Annotated in this window: 13 protein-coding genes and 1 tRNA gene; 4 read left to right on the top strand and 10 right to left on the bottom strand. The window is 64.4% G+C overall.

Annotated elements, in window-relative coordinates:
- Positions 1-85: 85 nt before the first annotated feature.
- The 8 genes from ACYQ4W_RS07510 to ACYQ4W_RS07475 form a co-directional block, all read right to left on the bottom strand.
- Positions 86-162: transfer RNA gene (locus tag ACYQ4W_RS07510), tRNA-Arg, on the bottom strand.
- 57 nt (positions 163-219) lie between these two features.
- Positions 220-951 (bottom strand): protein phosphatase CheZ, encoded by a 732-nt coding sequence (locus ACYQ4W_RS07505; RefSeq protein WP_459854799.1) that lies wholly within the window; start codon positions 949-951, stop codon positions 220-222.
- 21 nt (positions 952-972) lie between these two features.
- On the bottom strand, positions 973-1,416 hold the full coding sequence (locus tag ACYQ4W_RS07500) for an NIL domain-containing protein (protein ID WP_459854797.1): 444 nt from the start codon (positions 1,414-1,416) through the stop codon (positions 973-975).
- 38 nt (positions 1,417-1,454) lie between these two features.
- Positions 1,455-2,363, bottom strand: a complete 909-nt coding sequence (locus ACYQ4W_RS07495) for a tetratricopeptide repeat protein (protein ID WP_459854794.1) — start codon at positions 2,361-2,363, stop codon at positions 1,455-1,457.
- A complete protein-coding gene (locus ACYQ4W_RS07490; protein WP_459854791.1) occupies positions 2,363-2,584 on the bottom strand; it encodes a PLDc N-terminal domain-containing protein in 222 nt (73 codons plus the stop codon). Before ACYQ4W_RS07490 ends, ACYQ4W_RS07495 begins: the two co-directional genes overlap by 1 nt.
- Before the next feature lie 16 nt (positions 2,585-2,600).
- The gene (lspA, locus tag ACYQ4W_RS07485; RefSeq protein ID WP_459854789.1) at positions 2,601-3,110 is read right to left on the bottom strand and encodes a signal peptidase II; all 510 of its coding nucleotides are present in this window, start codon (positions 3,108-3,110) and stop codon (positions 2,601-2,603) included.
- A 2-nt stretch (positions 3,111-3,112) separates the two neighbouring features.
- Positions 3,113-5,932 carry an isoleucine--tRNA ligase gene (gene ileS, locus ACYQ4W_RS07480; RefSeq protein WP_459854787.1) on the bottom strand — a complete coding sequence of 940 codons (2,820 nt, stop codon included), beginning with the start codon at positions 5,930-5,932 and terminating at the stop codon, positions 3,113-3,115.
- A gap of 167 nt (positions 5,933-6,099) precedes the next feature.
- Positions 6,100-8,322 carry a CHASE2 domain-containing protein gene (locus tag ACYQ4W_RS07475; protein WP_459854785.1) on the bottom strand — a complete coding sequence of 741 codons (2,223 nt, stop codon included), beginning with the start codon at positions 8,320-8,322 and terminating at the stop codon, positions 6,100-6,102.
- A gap of 171 nt (positions 8,323-8,493) precedes the next feature.
- Between ACYQ4W_RS07475 and ACYQ4W_RS07470 the strand changes: the two genes are divergently transcribed.
- The 3 genes from ACYQ4W_RS07470 to ACYQ4W_RS07460 all read left to right on the top strand — a co-directional run bounded on the left by ACYQ4W_RS07470 (position 8,494) and on the right by ACYQ4W_RS07460 (position 12,944).
- Positions 8,494-9,861, top strand: a complete 1,368-nt coding sequence (locus ACYQ4W_RS07470) for a TolC family protein (RefSeq protein WP_459854782.1) — start codon at positions 8,494-8,496, stop codon at positions 9,859-9,861.
- A 72-nt stretch (positions 9,862-9,933) separates the two neighbouring features.
- Positions 9,934-11,616: an ATP-binding cassette domain-containing protein gene (locus ACYQ4W_RS07465; RefSeq protein ID WP_459854780.1), complete on the top strand. Its 1,683-nt coding sequence runs from the start codon at positions 9,934-9,936 to the stop codon at positions 11,614-11,616.
- Positions 11,616-12,944, top strand: coding sequence for an HlyD family type I secretion periplasmic adaptor subunit (locus tag ACYQ4W_RS07460; RefSeq protein ID WP_459854778.1), 1,329 nt, complete (start codon positions 11,616-11,618; stop codon positions 12,942-12,944). Before ACYQ4W_RS07465 ends, ACYQ4W_RS07460 begins: the two co-directional genes overlap by 1 nt.
- A gap of 105 nt (positions 12,945-13,049) precedes the next feature.
- Here ACYQ4W_RS07460 and ACYQ4W_RS07455 read toward each other — a convergent pair whose 3' ends face one another.
- Positions 13,050-13,526, bottom strand: a complete 477-nt coding sequence (locus tag ACYQ4W_RS07455) for a flagellar protein FlaG (protein WP_459854776.1) — start codon at positions 13,524-13,526, stop codon at positions 13,050-13,052.
- 245 nt (positions 13,527-13,771) lie between these two features.
- On the opposite strand from ACYQ4W_RS07455, the gene ACYQ4W_RS07450 reads away from it, so the two are divergent.
- A complete protein-coding gene (locus ACYQ4W_RS07450) occupies positions 13,772-14,776 on the top strand; it encodes a carbonic anhydrase (RefSeq protein ID WP_459854773.1) in 1,005 nt (334 codons plus the stop codon).
- A gap of 42 nt (positions 14,777-14,818) precedes the next feature.
- Here the strand turns inward: ACYQ4W_RS07450 and ACYQ4W_RS07445 are convergent, their stop codons facing one another.
- Entirely contained in the window at positions 14,819-15,496 is a 678-nt protein-coding gene (locus tag ACYQ4W_RS07445) for a dienelactone hydrolase family protein (RefSeq protein WP_459854771.1), read from the bottom strand.
- Positions 15,497-15,622: the final 126 nt, after the last annotated feature.

Below are 15,622 nucleotides of genomic sequence, written 5' to 3'. Positions count from 1 at the left end.
CAGAAATAACGCGGTCAGGCAGCAATAGGGGAGCAGGCAACAAAAAACGGTCACGCCCCGAAAGACGTAACCGTTTGAACTTACATGGTGGGCAATGGGCGGCTCGAACGCCCGACCTTCGGCTCCGGAGGCCGACGCTCTATCCAACTGAGCTAATTGCCCGTAAGGACCGCTTAGCTACCCTTTCGGCCAGTGGCTGTCAAGGCGGAGGTCAGCGCTCTACATGCCCAGGCTGGCCAGCAGGTCGTCCACGGAGCCCTGGCTGCTGTCGAGTTGGGGGCCCTGCAGCGTGGAGAGCTGGTCCTTGGCCTTGGCCTGCAGGTGGGTGAAGTCCGACTCGCCGGCCGGGGCCTCGGTGCGCGCCTTGATCATGAGCCCTGTGGTCATGTACACATCAAGCACGATCTTCTCAATCTTCTTGATGGTTTCGATGATGATCTTGATGCGCTGGCCCGTGAGGTCCTGAAAGCTCAGGGTGGTCATGATGCTCATGAGGTCCTGGCTGAGGGAACTGTTGATCTCGGCCAGAGATTCGCGCTCGGCCTTGGAAACGCCGCCCTTTTCAAAGGATTTGACGATGCCGGCCAGCGTGTCGGAAAGGGTCTGCAGATTTTCGATGGTGTCGATGATCTTGACCGTGGCGCTTTCCGTGGTCTGCAAAATGGCGTCGAGCTGGTTGGAGGCCTGGCTGAACAGCTCGTTCGGATCCTCGGTGGTGGCGATGGGTCCGTTGGCGGTCTTTGCGACCTTGATTTCCTTGTAGATTTCCTTGAAGCCCTTTTGCAGGTCCTCGTTCACGCGGCGATAGAACTCGCCTTCGAGCAGGGCGCCGGAAAGGGTCTTGGAAATCTCACGCTCCACGGCGGCGGTCAGCGTCACGCGCAGGTCGTTCGTCAGCTGGTCGGCCACGCGCTGCATAAGCTCGCGCAGGAGTTCGTTGTCTTCCGCCACGGCTGCCTCCTGGGGCATGGATCAGTTCAGGTCGTTTTCGTTCATGTCCACAATCATGGCGCGCACCGGGCACACCCGGGTGCACATGCCGCAGGCCGAGCACTTCTCCACGTCGAAGATCACCTGCCGGGTCTCCAGGTCGACGCTGAGGGCCTTGGTGCGGCACAGCGAGGTGCACACGCCGCAGTGCATGCACAGGTCCTCGTCGCGGGAGACCTTCTGGGCGGCCGGGGTGATCTTGACCCCGTTCTCCTTCAAATAGGAGAGGCCCTTGTGGAAGTTCTCCTCGCGGCCGGTCAGCTCCAGGGTCAGGCTGCCCTCGTGCCTGGGGCTTATGTCCGCCTTGAGGATATTGAAGCTCAAATTGAACAGGAGCGCGAGGTTGCACACCACCGGCCTGCCGCAGGCTTCAGGCGGGAAGGAGAGGTAGATGATCTTGCGGAATGCCGAAACTTCTTCCGTCATGCTGCTGCCTTCGAGTCACATCCGGCGTGGCGCCGGGGCTACTTGTGGTCCTTCAAGAACTTCTTGGCGCTGGTGGCTTCCGGCGAGCTGGGGAAGCGCTCGATCAGGTCCTGCATCACCGCGCGGCCGGCCTTGTCCTTGCCGATCTTGAAGAAGGCCATGCCCTGCTTCAGCACCGCGGACTTGTACTTGGAGCTCTTTGGGTACTTCTCGATGACTTCCTGGTAGGCCAGCACGGCCTTGCCGTAGTCCTGCAGATTGTACGCGCATTCGCCCACCCAGTAAGTGGCGGCGGAGGTGTTGGGATGCTTCTTGAACGTCGTGGCGAACTCGGAATAATACTGGCGCGCCTCTTCGTACTTGTGCGCCTTGAAGGCCTGGTCGGCCTTGGCGAACAGGGCCTCGGCCGTGTCGGTCTTGATGCCCTCGTGTTCCTTGGCGGCGGGCTTGGCTGCCTCTGCCTTGGCGGGCGCGGTCTTGGCGCCCTTGTCCGCGGCGGCGGCATCCGTGTGCTGGGCCGGCGCGCCGTTGTCCAAATTCATGCCGAACTGGCTTTGCAGCGCGGTCTTGATGTTCTGCACGTCGTTGGCCACATCGACAAGATTCGGGCCGCCCGAGGCGGAGTTGGTCATGGCGCTCAGCTTGACGGTCAGGGTGTCGAGCTTTTCCTGCATCTTGGCGATCTGCACGCGCACGGACTCAAGCTCGGCCCAGGTGTTGGCCTGCTTGGCCTGCACGGGCGAGGTGCTCTTCTGAATCTCGTCGCGCAGCTGCTCCTGCGACTGGGCCAGCTGCTCCTCGAGCTTCTGCACCGTGCGGCGGTTCTCCTGGCGGTCCCGGTAGGACTGGTTCTGCAGGGTCTCCAGGTCGGATTTGGTGGCGCAGCCCGCAAGCAGGGCTGCCAGGCTGATGGCCAGGACGATGTTGCGGCTCGTGGTCGGCTTCATCAGATTTTCCTCCCTCTTTTTCTGCCAAAGATCAAATACGCCAGACCGCCCAAAAAAGGAACCATGACGGCGAGCTGGATCCACCCGAACTTGGCGTTGCTGGAGCCGAAGTCGCGATGGAAGGCGTCCCAGATGGCGTACAGGCTGACGGCGACGAACAGGGCCACCACGCCAAGGATGGCTATCCACTGCGAGGGGGCCAGGGCCGGTATAGTGAACATGCCAGGTCCTTCCTTGTTAGGCGTGGCGCTTTGTTGCGCTGCGCTTCTCGCGCTGGTTCTTCATGTACATGGAGATGATGATGGCGAACGCCCCGCAGGTGATGGCGATGTCCGCCACGTTGAACGCGGGCCAGTGGTACGTGCCCACGTAGAAGTCCAGAAAGTCGACCACGAAGCCGAAGCGGATGCGGTCGATGAGATTGCCCAGAGCGCCGCCCAGCACGAGGCCGAGGCCCCAGATGAAGAAGCGGTCGCCCTTGTCGGCGGAGGAAAGCAGGAAGTAGATGAAGCCCACGGCGAAAACGGTGACCGCCGCGAAGAACCATATCTGCCAACTGCTGTCCGGATTGTTCAGGAATCCGAAGGCCGCGCCCTTGTTCAGCACGTGCGCCAGGTTGAAGAACCCCGGAATGACGGGGTCCGTGTCCCATAGGGCGTACTTGCGCTGGATCACCGCCTTGGTGATCTGGTCCGGCACGATGATGCTCGCGGCCAGGATGGCCGCGGTTTTCAGACGCGCATCCACGGCTACAGCTCCCGCACAACCTTGGTGCAGCGCGGGCAGATGTCCGGGTGCGCGGCCTCTGTGCCCAGCTGCTCGTCGTAGCGCCAGCAACGCTGGCACTTGGCGCCCGCCGCCTTGGCGGCCACGATCTTGACCGGCGCGGGCAGCCCCTCGACGGCGTTCATGCCTTCCGGCGCGGCGTCGTAAGGCTCCACCAGCACCTTGGAGGCGATGAAGAACTCCTTCAGGCCCTCGTCGCCCAGGGAGGCGGCGAAGTTCTGCAGATCCTTTTCCAGGTAAAGCGTCACCTGGGTTTCCAGGGAGTGGCCGATGTCTCCGGCCTTGCGCATGGGCTCCACGGTCTTGGTCACCTCGCCGCGCACGGCGAGCAGCAGCTCGAACTCCTGGCGCACCGCGTCGGACAGGGCCGGGGCGGCTTCGGGCAGGCGCATGGTGAACACGCTTTTGCCGCCGGGCCGCAGGTGTGCGGGCAGGGTCTGGTAGGCTTCCTCCGCGGTGAAGGAGAGCACCGGAGCCATGTCGTGCAGCAGAATGAGCAGCGCGCGCCAAAGCACGGTCTGGGCGCTTTTGCGGTCCTGCCCGGCGCACACGTAAAGCCGGTCCTTGATGATGTCGAGGTAGAAGGCCGAGAGGTCCACCGTGCACAGGTTGTGCAGCGTGTGGTAAACCTTGTGGAACTCGAAGTCCTCGTAGGCCTGGGCGATGGTCTTGTGGCGGCGCTCCATCAGGTCGAGGGCGAAGCGGTCGATGGGCAGCATGGCCTCGGGCGCCACGCCATCCTTGGCCGGGTCGAAGTCGGCCAAATTGCCCAGCAGAAAGCGCGCCGTGTTGCGGATGCGCCGGTAGGCGTCCACGAGGCGCGAGAGGATCTCGTCGGAGATGCGGACGTCTTCCTGGTAGTTGACGGCCGAAACCCACATGCGCAGGATCTCTGCGCCGTATTTGTCGATGATCTCCTGCGGGGCGATGACGTTGCCGATGGACTTGGACATCTTGCGGCCTTCGCCGTCCACCACGTAGCCGTGGGTGAGCACGGCCTTGTAAGGCGGAACGCCGCGCGTGCCGACAGAGGCCAAAAGCGAGCTGTGGAACCAGCCGCGGTGCTGGTCCGAGCCTTCCATGTACAAATCGGCCGGGAAGGAGAGCTCCGGGCGCTGCTCCAGAACGGCGGCAAAGCTCGTGCCGGAGTCGAACCACACGTCAAGGATGTCGGTTTCGCGGCGCCAGTGCTCGCGGCCGCACTTGGGGCACTTCAGGCCCGCGGGCACGATCTCTTCCAGCGGGGCCTCGAACCAGTAATCGCAGCCGGTGGGATGCGTGGCGAACTTGTCCACCACGCCGAACACCCAGGAGGGCTCGAAATAGGCCTCGTCGCAGTCCTCGCAGATGAGGGCCACGATGGGCACGCCCCAGTTGCGCTGGCGCGAGATGCACCAGTCCGGGCGGTTTTCGATCATGTTGCCGATGCGCTCCTCGCCCCAGGTGGGAATCCAGCGCACGTCGTTGTGCAGGGCGGAAAGCGCCTTCTTGCGCAGGTCGTTCGCTTCCATGCTGATGAACCACTGGGTGGTGGCGCGGAAGATGACCGGCTCTTTGCAGCGCCAGCAGTGCGGGTAGGAGTGGCTGATCTTCTCCTGCGCAAGCAAGTGCCCGACCTGCTTCAGCTTCTCGATGACCTTGGGATTGGCCTCAAAGACATTGAGTCCCGCGAAGAACTCCACGTCGGTGAGGAAGCGGCCCGCGTCGTCGAGGGGGGAGTAGACCTCAAGGCCGTATTTCAGGCCCACGTCGTAGTCCTCGCGGCCGTGGCCGGGCGCGGTGTGCACGCAGCCGGTGCCGGCGTCCAGGGTCACGTGGTCGCCCAGGATGATGGGGGACTTGCGCTTGTAGAACGGGTGGCAGGCCTCCAGGCCCTCAAGCTTGGCGCCGGGCACCGTGGCCAGCACCTTGGGGGTGTCCCAGCCGAAGATCTCCGCGCAGGGAGCCAGCAGGCGCGCGGCCATGAGGTACGTGCAGCCGTTCGCCTCGGCGAAGACGTAGTCGAATTCCGGGTGGACGCACACGCCCATGTTGTCGGGCAGGGTCCAGGGGGTGGTGGTCCAAATGACCACGAAGGTCTTGGCCGGGTCGTACTTGGCCCCGGCAGGCAAAAGCCCCTGCACGCGCTTGTCGGTCAGGGGAAAGCGCACGTAGACGGAAGGCGAGGAGTGGTCGGCGTACTCCACCTCGGCCTCGGCCAGGGCGGTGTGGCACGAGCAGCACCAGTAGATGGGCTTCTTGCCCCGGATGACCGAGCCCTTTTCCATGAAGCGGCCCAGCTCTCTCGCCGTGGCGGCCTCGTACTTGGGGTCCAGGGTCTTGTAGGGCTCGTCCCAGGTGCCAAGAACGCCCAGGCGCTTGAACTCGTTGCGCTGGATGTCCAGAAATTTCAGGGCGTATTCGCGGCAGAGCTTGCGCACCACCAGGGCGGGCAGCTCCTTCTTCTTCTTTTTGAGCTCGGTCTCGACCTTGTGCTCAATGGGCAGGCCGTGGCAGTCCCAACCGGGCACATACTGGGCCTGGCGGCCGGACATGTTGCGCGACTTGACGATGATGTCCTTCAACGTCTTGTTCATGGCCGTGCCCATGTGGATGTTGCCGTTGGCATAGGGCGGGCCGTCGTGCAGGACGTAGGTCTTGTTGCCCTCGTTGGCCTGAACCATCGCTCCATAGGCGTCTTCCTGCGCCCAGAACTTGAGGGTTTCCGGCTCTTTCTGCTTCAAGTTGGCCTTCATGGGAAAGCCGGTCTGCGGCAGCTTGAGGGTATGCTTATAGTCGCTCATGTGGTGTTCGATCCTCCGCTGGGCGCCAGGCGTGAGAGCGTGCCGGGTCGCCGGTTCTTGAGACGGGGTAACTTGGAACATCGCGGGCCGGAAGTCAAGCCGCCGCGCACAACGCGCCGCCAGCCAGGCCGGGGCGCGGCGCGCGCAAAGACGGCAGCGCCGCGGCCCTACTTCGAGGTGTGGGTGTACACTCCGTCCCAGCCCTCGGCGGGCGGATGCTCCGTGAGCGTGTCGCAGCGCTCCATGTACAAATCGTAGAGCACGGCGTTGCCGGTCAGCTCCTTGAGTTCGGCAAAGGCGCTCTTGGCCTCGGCGAAGCGCATGGCCCGGTACAGGGCCAGGGCGTCGGCGTGCTTGGTCATTTCCACCGCGCGCTCCGCCGCCTGTTCGTGGGTCATGGCCGTGCAGATGGTGATGGGCTCGTGCTTGCCCTTCACGCGCACGGCGTCGAGCTCCATGTAGGCGTAGGTGTCGCCGCAGGCCTCGCGCATGGCCTCGCTGATGATGAGCACCTGGCCGTAGTACTTGGTCAGGCCCTCCAGCCGGGAGGTCAGGTTCACGTTGTCGCCGATCAGCGTGTAGTCGAACAGGTCGGCCGAGCCCATGTTGCCCACGCGCACGCGGCCGCAGTGCAGGCCCACGCCGATCTTGATGGTCAGGCCGAACTTCTCCTGAAAGCCCACGTTCAGGGTCTTCAGGTGTTCCAGCATTTGCAGGGCGGAGCTCACGGCCTTCTTCTGGTGCTCGGGCACGTCGAGGGGCGCGTTCCAAAAGGCCATGATGGCGTCGCCGATGAACTTGTCGAGGGTGCCCATGTTTTGAGTGATGACCTTGGTCATGGGCGTCAGGTAGTCGTGCAGCAGGTCCGTCACCTGGGTCGGGGTCAGCTTTTCGCTCATGGTGGTAAAGCTGCGCACGTCCGAGAACATGACCGTCACTTCCTTTTCCTGGCCTTGCAGGCTCAAGGACTCGGGCGAGTCGTAGATCTGCTTGATGACCGCCGGGGCGAGGTAGTGCGAGAAGGCGCCGTGGATGAACTTCTTCTGCTTTTCCTCGCGCCAGAACTTCATGAGCGTGAGCAGGCCGAAGTTGGCCGCAAGAATGATGTAGGAGTAGAGCGGAGAGATGTACACGCGCTGGTGGCCCATGAGGTAGGCCGTGCCCTCCCACATGCCGAAGGCCATGCCCACCAGGGGCAGAACGATCCACACAGCCTTGGCCCAGCACACCAGCAGGGTGATGGCGATGCCCGCGAAAAGCGTCAGCGCCAGCTCCACGGCCGGGGCGTAGTCGGGAATGGAGATGAAGTCCTGGGTGAGGATGTTGTCGATGATGGTGGCGTGGGTCTCCACGCCGGGATACACGGCGGTGAAGGGCGTTGCGCGCAGGTCCTTGAGCCCCGCCGCGCTGGTGCCGATGAAGGCGATCTTGCCGTTCAGCAGCGCCGGGTCCGCCTTGCCCTCGAGGATGTCCACGGCGCTGATGTACGGGAACATGTTGCCGCCGCCGCGATAGTTCACCAGCATCTGCCCGGCGCGATCCACGGGGATGACCGTGCCGCCGTAGCGCATGGAGTCCGTGCCCTGGGTGTCGAGCTTGAGCAGGACCCCCGGGTCGCCCGTGGCCTGCATGAGGGTGGCCAGGGCCAGGCTGGGATAGATCTTGCCTTGGTAGTTGATGAGCAGGGCCACGCGCCGGAGGATGCCGTCCGGGTCGGGCGTGGCGTTGAAGAAGCCCGTGGCGGTTGCGGCATCGGCCAGCACGGGCAACGGGCACACCACGCCGAAGGCCGAGTGCAGGGCCTGCTCCGGCGTGGGCGCGCCGGGCGCGGCCAGCACGGCCACCTGCGCGGGCTTTATGCCGCAGTCCGCCGTGTGGGCCTGCTGGTCGGCCTCGGCCTTGGAGAAGGAGAAATAATACCCCAGCACGTAGGGCTTGCCCTGCAGCACATTGGCCAAAAGAACGTCGTGATCCTCCAGCGCCTTGGGCAGGCCCGTGAAGTCCACGTTCACCTGCAGCTCCTGCTTGAGCTGCTGCCGGAGCAGCGAGGGCGAGGTGCGGTCGGGTTCGGCCAGCACAACGTCCATGCCCACGGCAAGTGCTCCGCCCTGGCGGATTTTCTCCAGCAGCAGCGCCACGCGGTAGCGCGGCCAGGGCCACTGGCCAAGAGCGGCGAGGCTCTTTTCGTCGATGTCCACAATGACCGGCACGCCGGAGGTCTTGCTGGTGTGCTGGCGCCGCAGGTGTTGGTCATAAATTTTGTAGTCCAGGAAACGCAGAATGCCCGGCTGCATGATGTAGAGAACGACCATGAGCAGGGAGGTGCAAATCCCGGTGAGCAGCAGCGGGAATTTGTCGCCTTTAGCAATCTTTTTGAATATATTGGACATATTTCCTCCGGCGTTGTCCACGGCAAAATTCTTGGCGGATGGGAATTCAAATCGTGTGCGTACTTGCGTTTTAAATGTCCGTAGTGTATTGCGCAATCAAATAATTCGATACATTCAGGGCACGAAAACGTCCATGCGCTGTTCCTCATTATTCGGAAGGAAAAGAAAGGCATGAACTTGCAAAAAAATTCCCGTCGCAAAATATGGGGTCGCCTGTTTGTGGCCGCCGTGTTTTCTCTCGCGTTCTCGACAGCGGCTCTGTGCGCGGAGGATGCGGACGACAGCCGGCCCAAGCAGAAGGATGTCCCGGTCACGCTCAAGGAATCCGTCGCGGTGCTCATGCAGACCCACGACCGCATCAAGTCCGCGGAGGCCACCTTCAAGTCCGCGGAGCATATGGAAGCCCGCGCCAAAGGTCTGTGGTATCCGCGCCTGAACGCCGTCGTCGACGGGGGCCGAGAGGACATCAACAAGCACGAGTCCGCCACCAGCACCGGCATGAACCGCAACGTGGAGACCCTTTCCGCCAATCAGCTTTTGTACGATTTCGGCGGCGCCAGCGGCGCCATCGACCAGGCCAAGGGCCAGCGCAACGAAGCCAAGGCCAAGCTTGAGCAAGTGCGCCAGGAAATCTCCATGCAGGGCGTCTCCGCCTACCTGGGGCTCATCCGCTCGCGCGAGATGCTGCGCTACGCCGTGCGCTCTGAAGACAACATCAAGCGGCTTTCCGGCATGCAGGAGGCTTTGGTCGAGCGCGGCGTGGGCCTTTCCTACGAGGAACTGCAGATCAAGGCCCAGCTGGCCGGAGCCCAGGCGCACCGCGTCAACGTGGAGCGCTCCATGGTCGCCGCGCGCAACAGCTACCGCTCCGTGTTCCAGGTGGACATCACCGACGCCCAGATCGACAGCCTGCTTCTGCCCTCCATGCCCAAGACCCAGATGCCCGGCACCATGGACGCCGCCGTGGAGAAGGCGCTTGACGCCAACCCCTCGCTGTTGGAGCTGCAATTCGCCATCGGCAGCCGCCAGGGCGACCTCGCCGCGCGCGAATCGGCCATGTATCCCAAGTTCGAGGCCGTGGCCGAGGCCCAGCGCAAGGAGAACGACCAGGGCGAAGCCGGAGTGCGCACCGAAGGACGCGCCGGACTGCAGGTCTCCTACAATCTTTTCCAGGGCTTCCGCGATGTGGAGAACACCCGCGCGGCCAGAAGCGACATAACCTCCGTGCGCAAGTCTTTGCTGGACCGCCGGCGCACCGTGGAGGAGCGCGTGCGCAACGCCTGGAACGACATGACGACCCTCAACACCACTGTGGCCCTGTACGACAACCAGGCCAACATCACCTGGTCCTTCCTCGAACTGGTGAAGAAGAAGAAGGCCATGGGCGGCGACGTGAACCTGCTGGACATCCTCGTGGGCGAGCGCGACTACATCTCGGCCACCAGCTCCAAGGTCACCGCGGACATCGACCTCATCACCGCCGCGTACACGCTGTTCTACCAGATGGGTCAGCTCCGCCCGGATGTCATCGAAAACTGAGCGCGGCCAGCACGTGCCGCGCGTTCCGCATTGTTTGGCCATCCCTGCCGCGCCGGTTGATCGGAAACGCCCATGAAGGAACTGCTCCGCCGCCTGTCGCTTTGCCCCCGCCTCGCCTGGGAGATTCTGGCCGCCTCTTTTCTGTCCAACCTCATGTCCCTGTCCACGTCCATCTATGTCATTCTGGTGCTGAACCGCTACGTGGGCTACGGCTCGGACGGCACCCTGTACACCCTCACCTCCGGCGTGCTCATCGCCTCGGCCCTGGGCTTCGCCTTCACCGAGGTGCGCGGACGGCTGGCCGGCGCGGTGAGCCAGGCCTCGGACGAGGACCTGAACGAGCGCACCCTGGCCGCCCTTGCCCGCGCGCGGCTGAACGACCTGAACCGCCTGCCGCCCGGCCGCCACCAGGAGATGCTGGGCGCGCTGGCCACGGTTCAGGGCGCCTACGACGCCACCAACATTTCCGCCGTGCTCGACGCGCCCTTCATGGTCATGTTCCTGCTGGCCATCGCCCTCATCAATCCGTGGCTCATGCTCATCACCTTCATCGCCGTGTCGGTGTCGGTGGTCATCACCCTGGCCGGGGTGCGCCAGGGCGAAACCGACGCCCTGGCCCTGCGCAAGCAGTCCCAGGAGCATTCGAACCTCATGACCTCCGCCGTCGCCGGAGCCGAGACCGTGCGCGCCTTTTTGGGCGCGGGCTTCATCCAGCGCGCTTGGCGCAGGCAGCTTGCCGCATTGGCCGATCTGCGCGAGGTCATCGACCGCCGCCGCGTGCGTGGGCGCATGCGCCTGGAGACCTCCACCGTGCTGCTGCGCGTGTCCATCTACGCCGTGGGCGCCATGCTGGCCGTCTCCGGCGAGATGAACGTGGGCGGGCTCATCGGCGCAAGCATCTTGTCAAGCAAGGTGCTCGGCATGGCCACGGGCTTTCTGCACGCCTACCTGACCACGCGCCGGGGCGAGGAGGCCTTGCTGCGCCTGCGCGAGTTCCATTCCATGCCGCTGGAGCCGCTTTCCGGCGCGGCCCTGCGCCAGTTCTCCGGGCGCTTGGAGTTCCGCGACATCGGCTTCGCTTATTCCGGCACGGCCAGCCCGCTGTTCGAGTCCCTGAATTTCGTCCTTGCGCCGGGCAGCGTTCTTGCGGTCACGGGCTTCAACGGCTCGGGCAAGTCGACCTTCTGCAAGCTGGCTGCGGGCCTTTTGGAGCCTGGCCGGGGGCAGGTGCTGGCCGATGGCGTTGACCTGCGCCAGATGGCCCCGGACTGGTGGCGCCGGCAGCTGCTGTATGTGCCGCAGGAACCCACGTTCTTGAACGCCACGGTACGCGAGAACATCACCCTGGCCGAGCCCGAGCCGGAAAGCGCGGAGAGCCAGGACCGGCTGCACCGTGCCGTGCGCGCCGCGGCCCTGCGCCGCTTCCTCGACACCAGCCGCCAGGGCCTGGACATGGACATCGTGGAGGGCGGCCGCACGCTGCCCGTGGGCATCCGCAGGCGCATCGCCCTGGCGCGGGCGCTGATGAACCCCGGCCGTCTGGCCGTGCTGGACGACCCGACCGAAGGGCTGGACGCCGAGGGCTGCCAGGCCGTGTACGCCGTGCTGAACGGCCTGGCCCAGGCCAAGATCACGCTCATCGTGTCCACGGCTGACCCGAATATTTTGAAGGGCGCGGGCTTTGTGCTGAACATGAACGAAAAGCCCACGCCGGTGTTCGCACAGGTGCGGCGGGAAAAGGCGGAGGAGCTCTGATGGACGAGCCCGTCGCCAGCGTTCTCGGGCCGGAGGCCGGCATGTGCAAGGTGGACGCCACGCTGGTGGCCCACCGGCGCTTTCTGTACCTGTGCTTCTGCCTGTTCGTGCTCTCGTTCTTCTGGTCCATCTGCACGGATCTGGACATCGTGAGCGAGGCCGGGGGCGAGGTCATTCCGCAGACCAAGGTCAAACGGGTGCAGCACCTTGAGGGCGGCATCGTGCGCGAGATTCTGGTGCACGAGGGCGACGCCGTGAAGCAGGACCAGCCCCTGGTGGTGCTGGACGCCGCTGCGGCCGACGCCTCCACCGAGGAACTGGACGTGCGCCTCGTCTCTTTGCAGATCGAGGCCGCCCGCCTGGACGCGGAGTCCAAGGGCCTGGCAGCGCCGGTGTTTGCGCCGGAGCTGGCCGACAAGCACCGCGACCTTGTGGATCAGGCCATGAATTTGTTCCAGGCCCGGCGCAAGCGCTTGCAGACCGACACCGCCACGCTGCTGGAGAAGGTCCGCCAGCGCGAGCAGGACGTTCAGGAGACCAGCGCCCGGCTCGACAACCTGCGCCGCAACCTGCCCCATGTGGTGCATCAGGTGGAGCGCAGCCAGGAACTCATCCGCGAGCGGCTGGTGAAAGAGGACGAGCTCATCGGCCGCATCAAGGAGCGCAACAACACCGAGAGCGCCATCCGCGAGAACTCCGCCGCGCTCTCGCGCGCCAGCGCGGCCCTCGCCGCCGCCAAGGAGGACCTGGGCCGCGTGCAGGACGCCTTCCGCGAGGACGTGGAGAACGAGCTCAAGAAGGTCCAGCGCGAGCTCATGGAGCTGACCCAGCGCATGAAGAAGTTCCGCGACAGCCAGAACCGCACGGTGCTGCGCGCGCCGGAAGCGGGCGTGGTGAAGAGCCTCAGCGTGCTGAGCGAGGGCGAGGTCGTCATGCCGGGCATGACCGTGGCCGAAATCGTGCCCAGCGGCGACAAGCTGGTCATCGAGGCCCACCTGCCCATTCAGGACATCGGCTACGTGCGGCCGGGGCAGCGCGCCGTGATCAAGCTGGCCTCGCGCGACGCCAGGCGCTTCGGCAACATCGAGGGCAAGGTGCTGCACGTGAGCCCGGACGCCGTGACCCAGACCACCGCGGCCGGAGTGAACACCTTCTATAAGGTGCTGGTGGAGACGGACGCGGACCATTTCTCGCGCAAGGCCAACCGCTACGATCTGTTCCCGGGCATGCGCGTCATCGTGGGCATCCACATCGGCTCGCGCTCGGTGCTGGGCTATTTTCTCGATCCCTTCCTGGAGGCCATGAGCGGCTCCATGCACGAGCGGTAGAGAACGGCGAAAGGGCCGGGGCGGGCTGCCGCCGCGTGCGAAAAAAAAGCCTCCAGACGGAGGCTTTTGCAAGCATCTTCAGAGGTGGGGGAGAGGGCGCCGGAGCTAGGCGGGCTTGTTCAGCAAAACGCCCGTCATCTTCTTCATGGAAGCGGAAAGCTTGAGCATTTCATCCTGCGGAATCTGGCGCAGAACCTTTTCGCTCTTCTTGTCCACAACTTCCACCTGGATAGTGTGTCCCGAATCGTCGAGCACGCGGATCTTGAGCCCGGTGTCGTTGTTCAGGAACTTTTGCTCCAACTGTTGCGCGGCTTCCTTGGCGCTGGTCTTGTCCGCGCCGACCTGGGCGGCCTTGGAGCGCTCATCGGTCGCCTCCACCGCCTTGGCGGTCGCGGCGGCGCTTCCTTGCGCTTCAGCCGGGGCGGCGCTTGCTGCGCCGGCCTGGTTGGAGGTGCCGACCTGACTTGTGGTGTCGGCCTGATTGGCGGTGCTTGCCTGGCTGACGGCTGTGCTGCTGACTGCGGCGGTTTCGGCCAGGGAGTACCCCTGCCTGACATCCGTGTCCGAGGGGTTGACGTTCATGGTCCATACCTCTTTTGTTAGATCACTGTCGCAAGGTTGGTCTTGCCCTTACGATACGTCTATCGGCATAATTAATGCGAAACTTTAGAGGGACCCCTCGATATAGTTTTGCTTGAATATCAGGTGGATGCGTTTTAAACACCTGGAAAGCCACAGGTGGCTTGCCGCTACGCTTGCGTTTTGATATCAGAGCAGGCTGAGCATTCCAGCAAAACGCGATGTGATTCTTTTACTCCGGGGGGAGCATGAAAAGATTTCTGGCCGTTGTTGTTTTGGCGTTAAGCTTGTGCGCGCAGGCGTTCGCCTCGTCCGCCGGGCCCACCATGCCCGCGGACGAAGCCATGAAGATGCTGAAGGACGGCAACGCGCGCTATGCCGGCGGCGCGTCCACCTACCCGCACCAGGGGGCGGACCGCCGGGCCGAGACAGCCAAGGGCGGCCAGCACCCCGTGGCCACCATCATCGGCTGCTCCGACTCCCGCGCGCCCCTTGAGGTCGTGTTCGACCAGGGCGTGGGCGATATTTTCGTCATCCGCGTCGCGGGCAACCTTGCCGGGCCGGACGAGCTGGGCTCCATCGAATACGGCGTTGGGCACCTGGGCACGCCCGTGGTGCTGGTGCTGGGCCACACCAGCTGCGGCGCGGTGACGGCGGCGGTGCAGAACGCCAAGGTCCACGGCAACATCCCCACGCTCATCAACCAGATCAAGCCCGCCGTGGCCAAGGCCCGGAGCTGGACGCCCACGGCCACGGGCGATGATTTGCTGAACAAGAGCATCAAGGCCAACGTGTGGCTGACCATGGAGAATATTCTGCGCAAGAGCGTCGAGGTGCGCGAGTTTGTGAAGAACGGCCAGGTGCTGCTCGTGGGCGGCATTTACGACCTGACCACCGGCAAGGTGGAATGGCTGGGCCAGCACCCGGAGCAGGGCAAGATTTTGGCCACCGCGCATATCGTCCATAAGCCCAAGCCTAAGCCGAAGCCCAAGCCCAAGGCCGAGGGCGACGCGGCCGAGGAGCAGGGCGACGCCAAGCACGATGCCGACGCCAAGGCCGAGTCCAAGGCCGACGCCAAGATTGAAGCCAAGGTGAACGGCAAGGGCGCCAAGGCCGGCGCCAAGGCCAAGACCGGCGCCAAGGCGGAAGCCAAGGACGAGATCAATCCCAACGCCCATTCCGACGGCGGCGGCGAACTGCTTGCGCCGGAGGTCGACCCGCCCGTCAAGCCCGCGAAGACCAAGCACAAGTAGCGCGGCCGCCGGGCCAGCAGAGCATCAAAAGGGGAGACGGCCTTACGCCGGGCTCCCCTTTTTTTCCTGAGGAAACAAATGGGCGAGAAGCGCCTGAATCCGCGCCAGCTCGGCTTTGTGCAACGCGGCGTCGTACCCTGGTGAAAGCGCGTTCATGAAACCATGCGCGCTGCCGGGAATAACCAGGGCGTTGTGGCCAAGGCCGCGCAGCCGCGCCGCCAGTTCGGCAGGGTCAAAGGACGCCTCTTTTTCCGCAAAGATGAGCCGCGTCTGGCGCCGGGGCTCCAGGTGCGCATGCTCGCGGATGCGCGAGCCGTAATACAGCTCGGCGCGTTTTGGCAGCCAGGGCTCCAGTTCGGCGTCGGCCAGGCACAGCCACAGGGCCGTGGCCCCGGCGCTGAAGCCCAGGGCCAAATCGAAGCAGTGTGGCGCGGCCTCCAAGGCCTCGCGCACGCGCGCCGCATAGGCGGCCACGCCGCCCGCCTCGACAAAAGCCGCGTAGCCCTCGGTCTCGTCTCGGAACGTGCGGTTGAAGGGATGCGGCGATACGAAGGTGATCGTCAGCTCCTCGGCTTCAATAAGATGATGGTCGTGCCGCTTGCGGCTGGCTGCCCCGCGCTTTGGCGGCTTGGGGGCGGCTTCGAGTGGAGCGAGGGACAGGCGGAGTTCCGGGGTGATGCCGAAGACATCGGCGGCGACGAGGATGCTGGGGGCGCGCATGTCCCAGCATAGGCCGGGGAGGGCCGCGCGTAAAGGGGCGGGGCAGACCTCCGGCCACTCGCCGCCCTTGACCTTGCGCCGGGTTTTTTTTAGCGTCAAAGACTTCGTGAGTCCCAGGCGCGTCCA

The sequence above is a fragment of the Humidesulfovibrio idahonensis genome, assembly GCF_054657715.1.
This window is presented reverse-complemented; position numbering and strand designations above follow the sequence as displayed.

Coding starts and splice junctions, on each gene's coding strand:
- ACYQ4W_RS07500 (WP_459854797.1), bottom strand. CDS start 1,416: ATGACGGAAGAAGTTTCGGCATTCCGCAAGATCATCTACCTCTCCTTC.
- ACYQ4W_RS07495 (WP_459854794.1), bottom strand. CDS start 2,363: ATGAAGCCGACCACGAGCCGCAACATCGTCCTGGCCATCAGCCTGGCA.
- ACYQ4W_RS07490 (WP_459854791.1), bottom strand. CDS start 2,584: ATGTTCACTATACCGGCCCTGGCCCCCTCGCAGTGGATAGCCATCCTT.
- ileS (WP_459854787.1), bottom strand. CDS start 5,932: ATGAGCGACTATAAGCATACCCTCAAGCTGCCGCAGACCGGCTTTCCC.
- ACYQ4W_RS07475 (WP_459854785.1), bottom strand. CDS start 8,322: ATGTCCAATATATTCAAAAAGATTGCTAAAGGCGACAAATTCCCGCTG.
- ACYQ4W_RS07470 (WP_459854782.1), top strand. CDS start 8,494: ATGAACTTGCAAAAAAATTCCCGTCGCAAAATATGGGGTCGCCTGTTT.
- ACYQ4W_RS07465 (WP_459854780.1), top strand. CDS start 9,934: ATGAAGGAACTGCTCCGCCGCCTGTCGCTTTGCCCCCGCCTCGCCTGG.
- ACYQ4W_RS07460 (WP_459854778.1), top strand. CDS start 11,616: ATGGACGAGCCCGTCGCCAGCGTTCTCGGGCCGGAGGCCGGCATGTGC.
- ACYQ4W_RS07455 (WP_459854776.1), bottom strand. CDS start 13,526: ATGAACGTCAACCCCTCGGACACGGATGTCAGGCAGGGGTACTCCCTG.
- ACYQ4W_RS07450 (WP_459854773.1), top strand. CDS start 13,772: ATGAAAAGATTTCTGGCCGTTGTTGTTTTGGCGTTAAGCTTGTGCGCG.
- ACYQ4W_RS07445 (WP_459854771.1), bottom strand. CDS start 15,496: ATGCGCGCCCCCAGCATCCTCGTCGCCGCCGATGTCTTCGGCATCACC.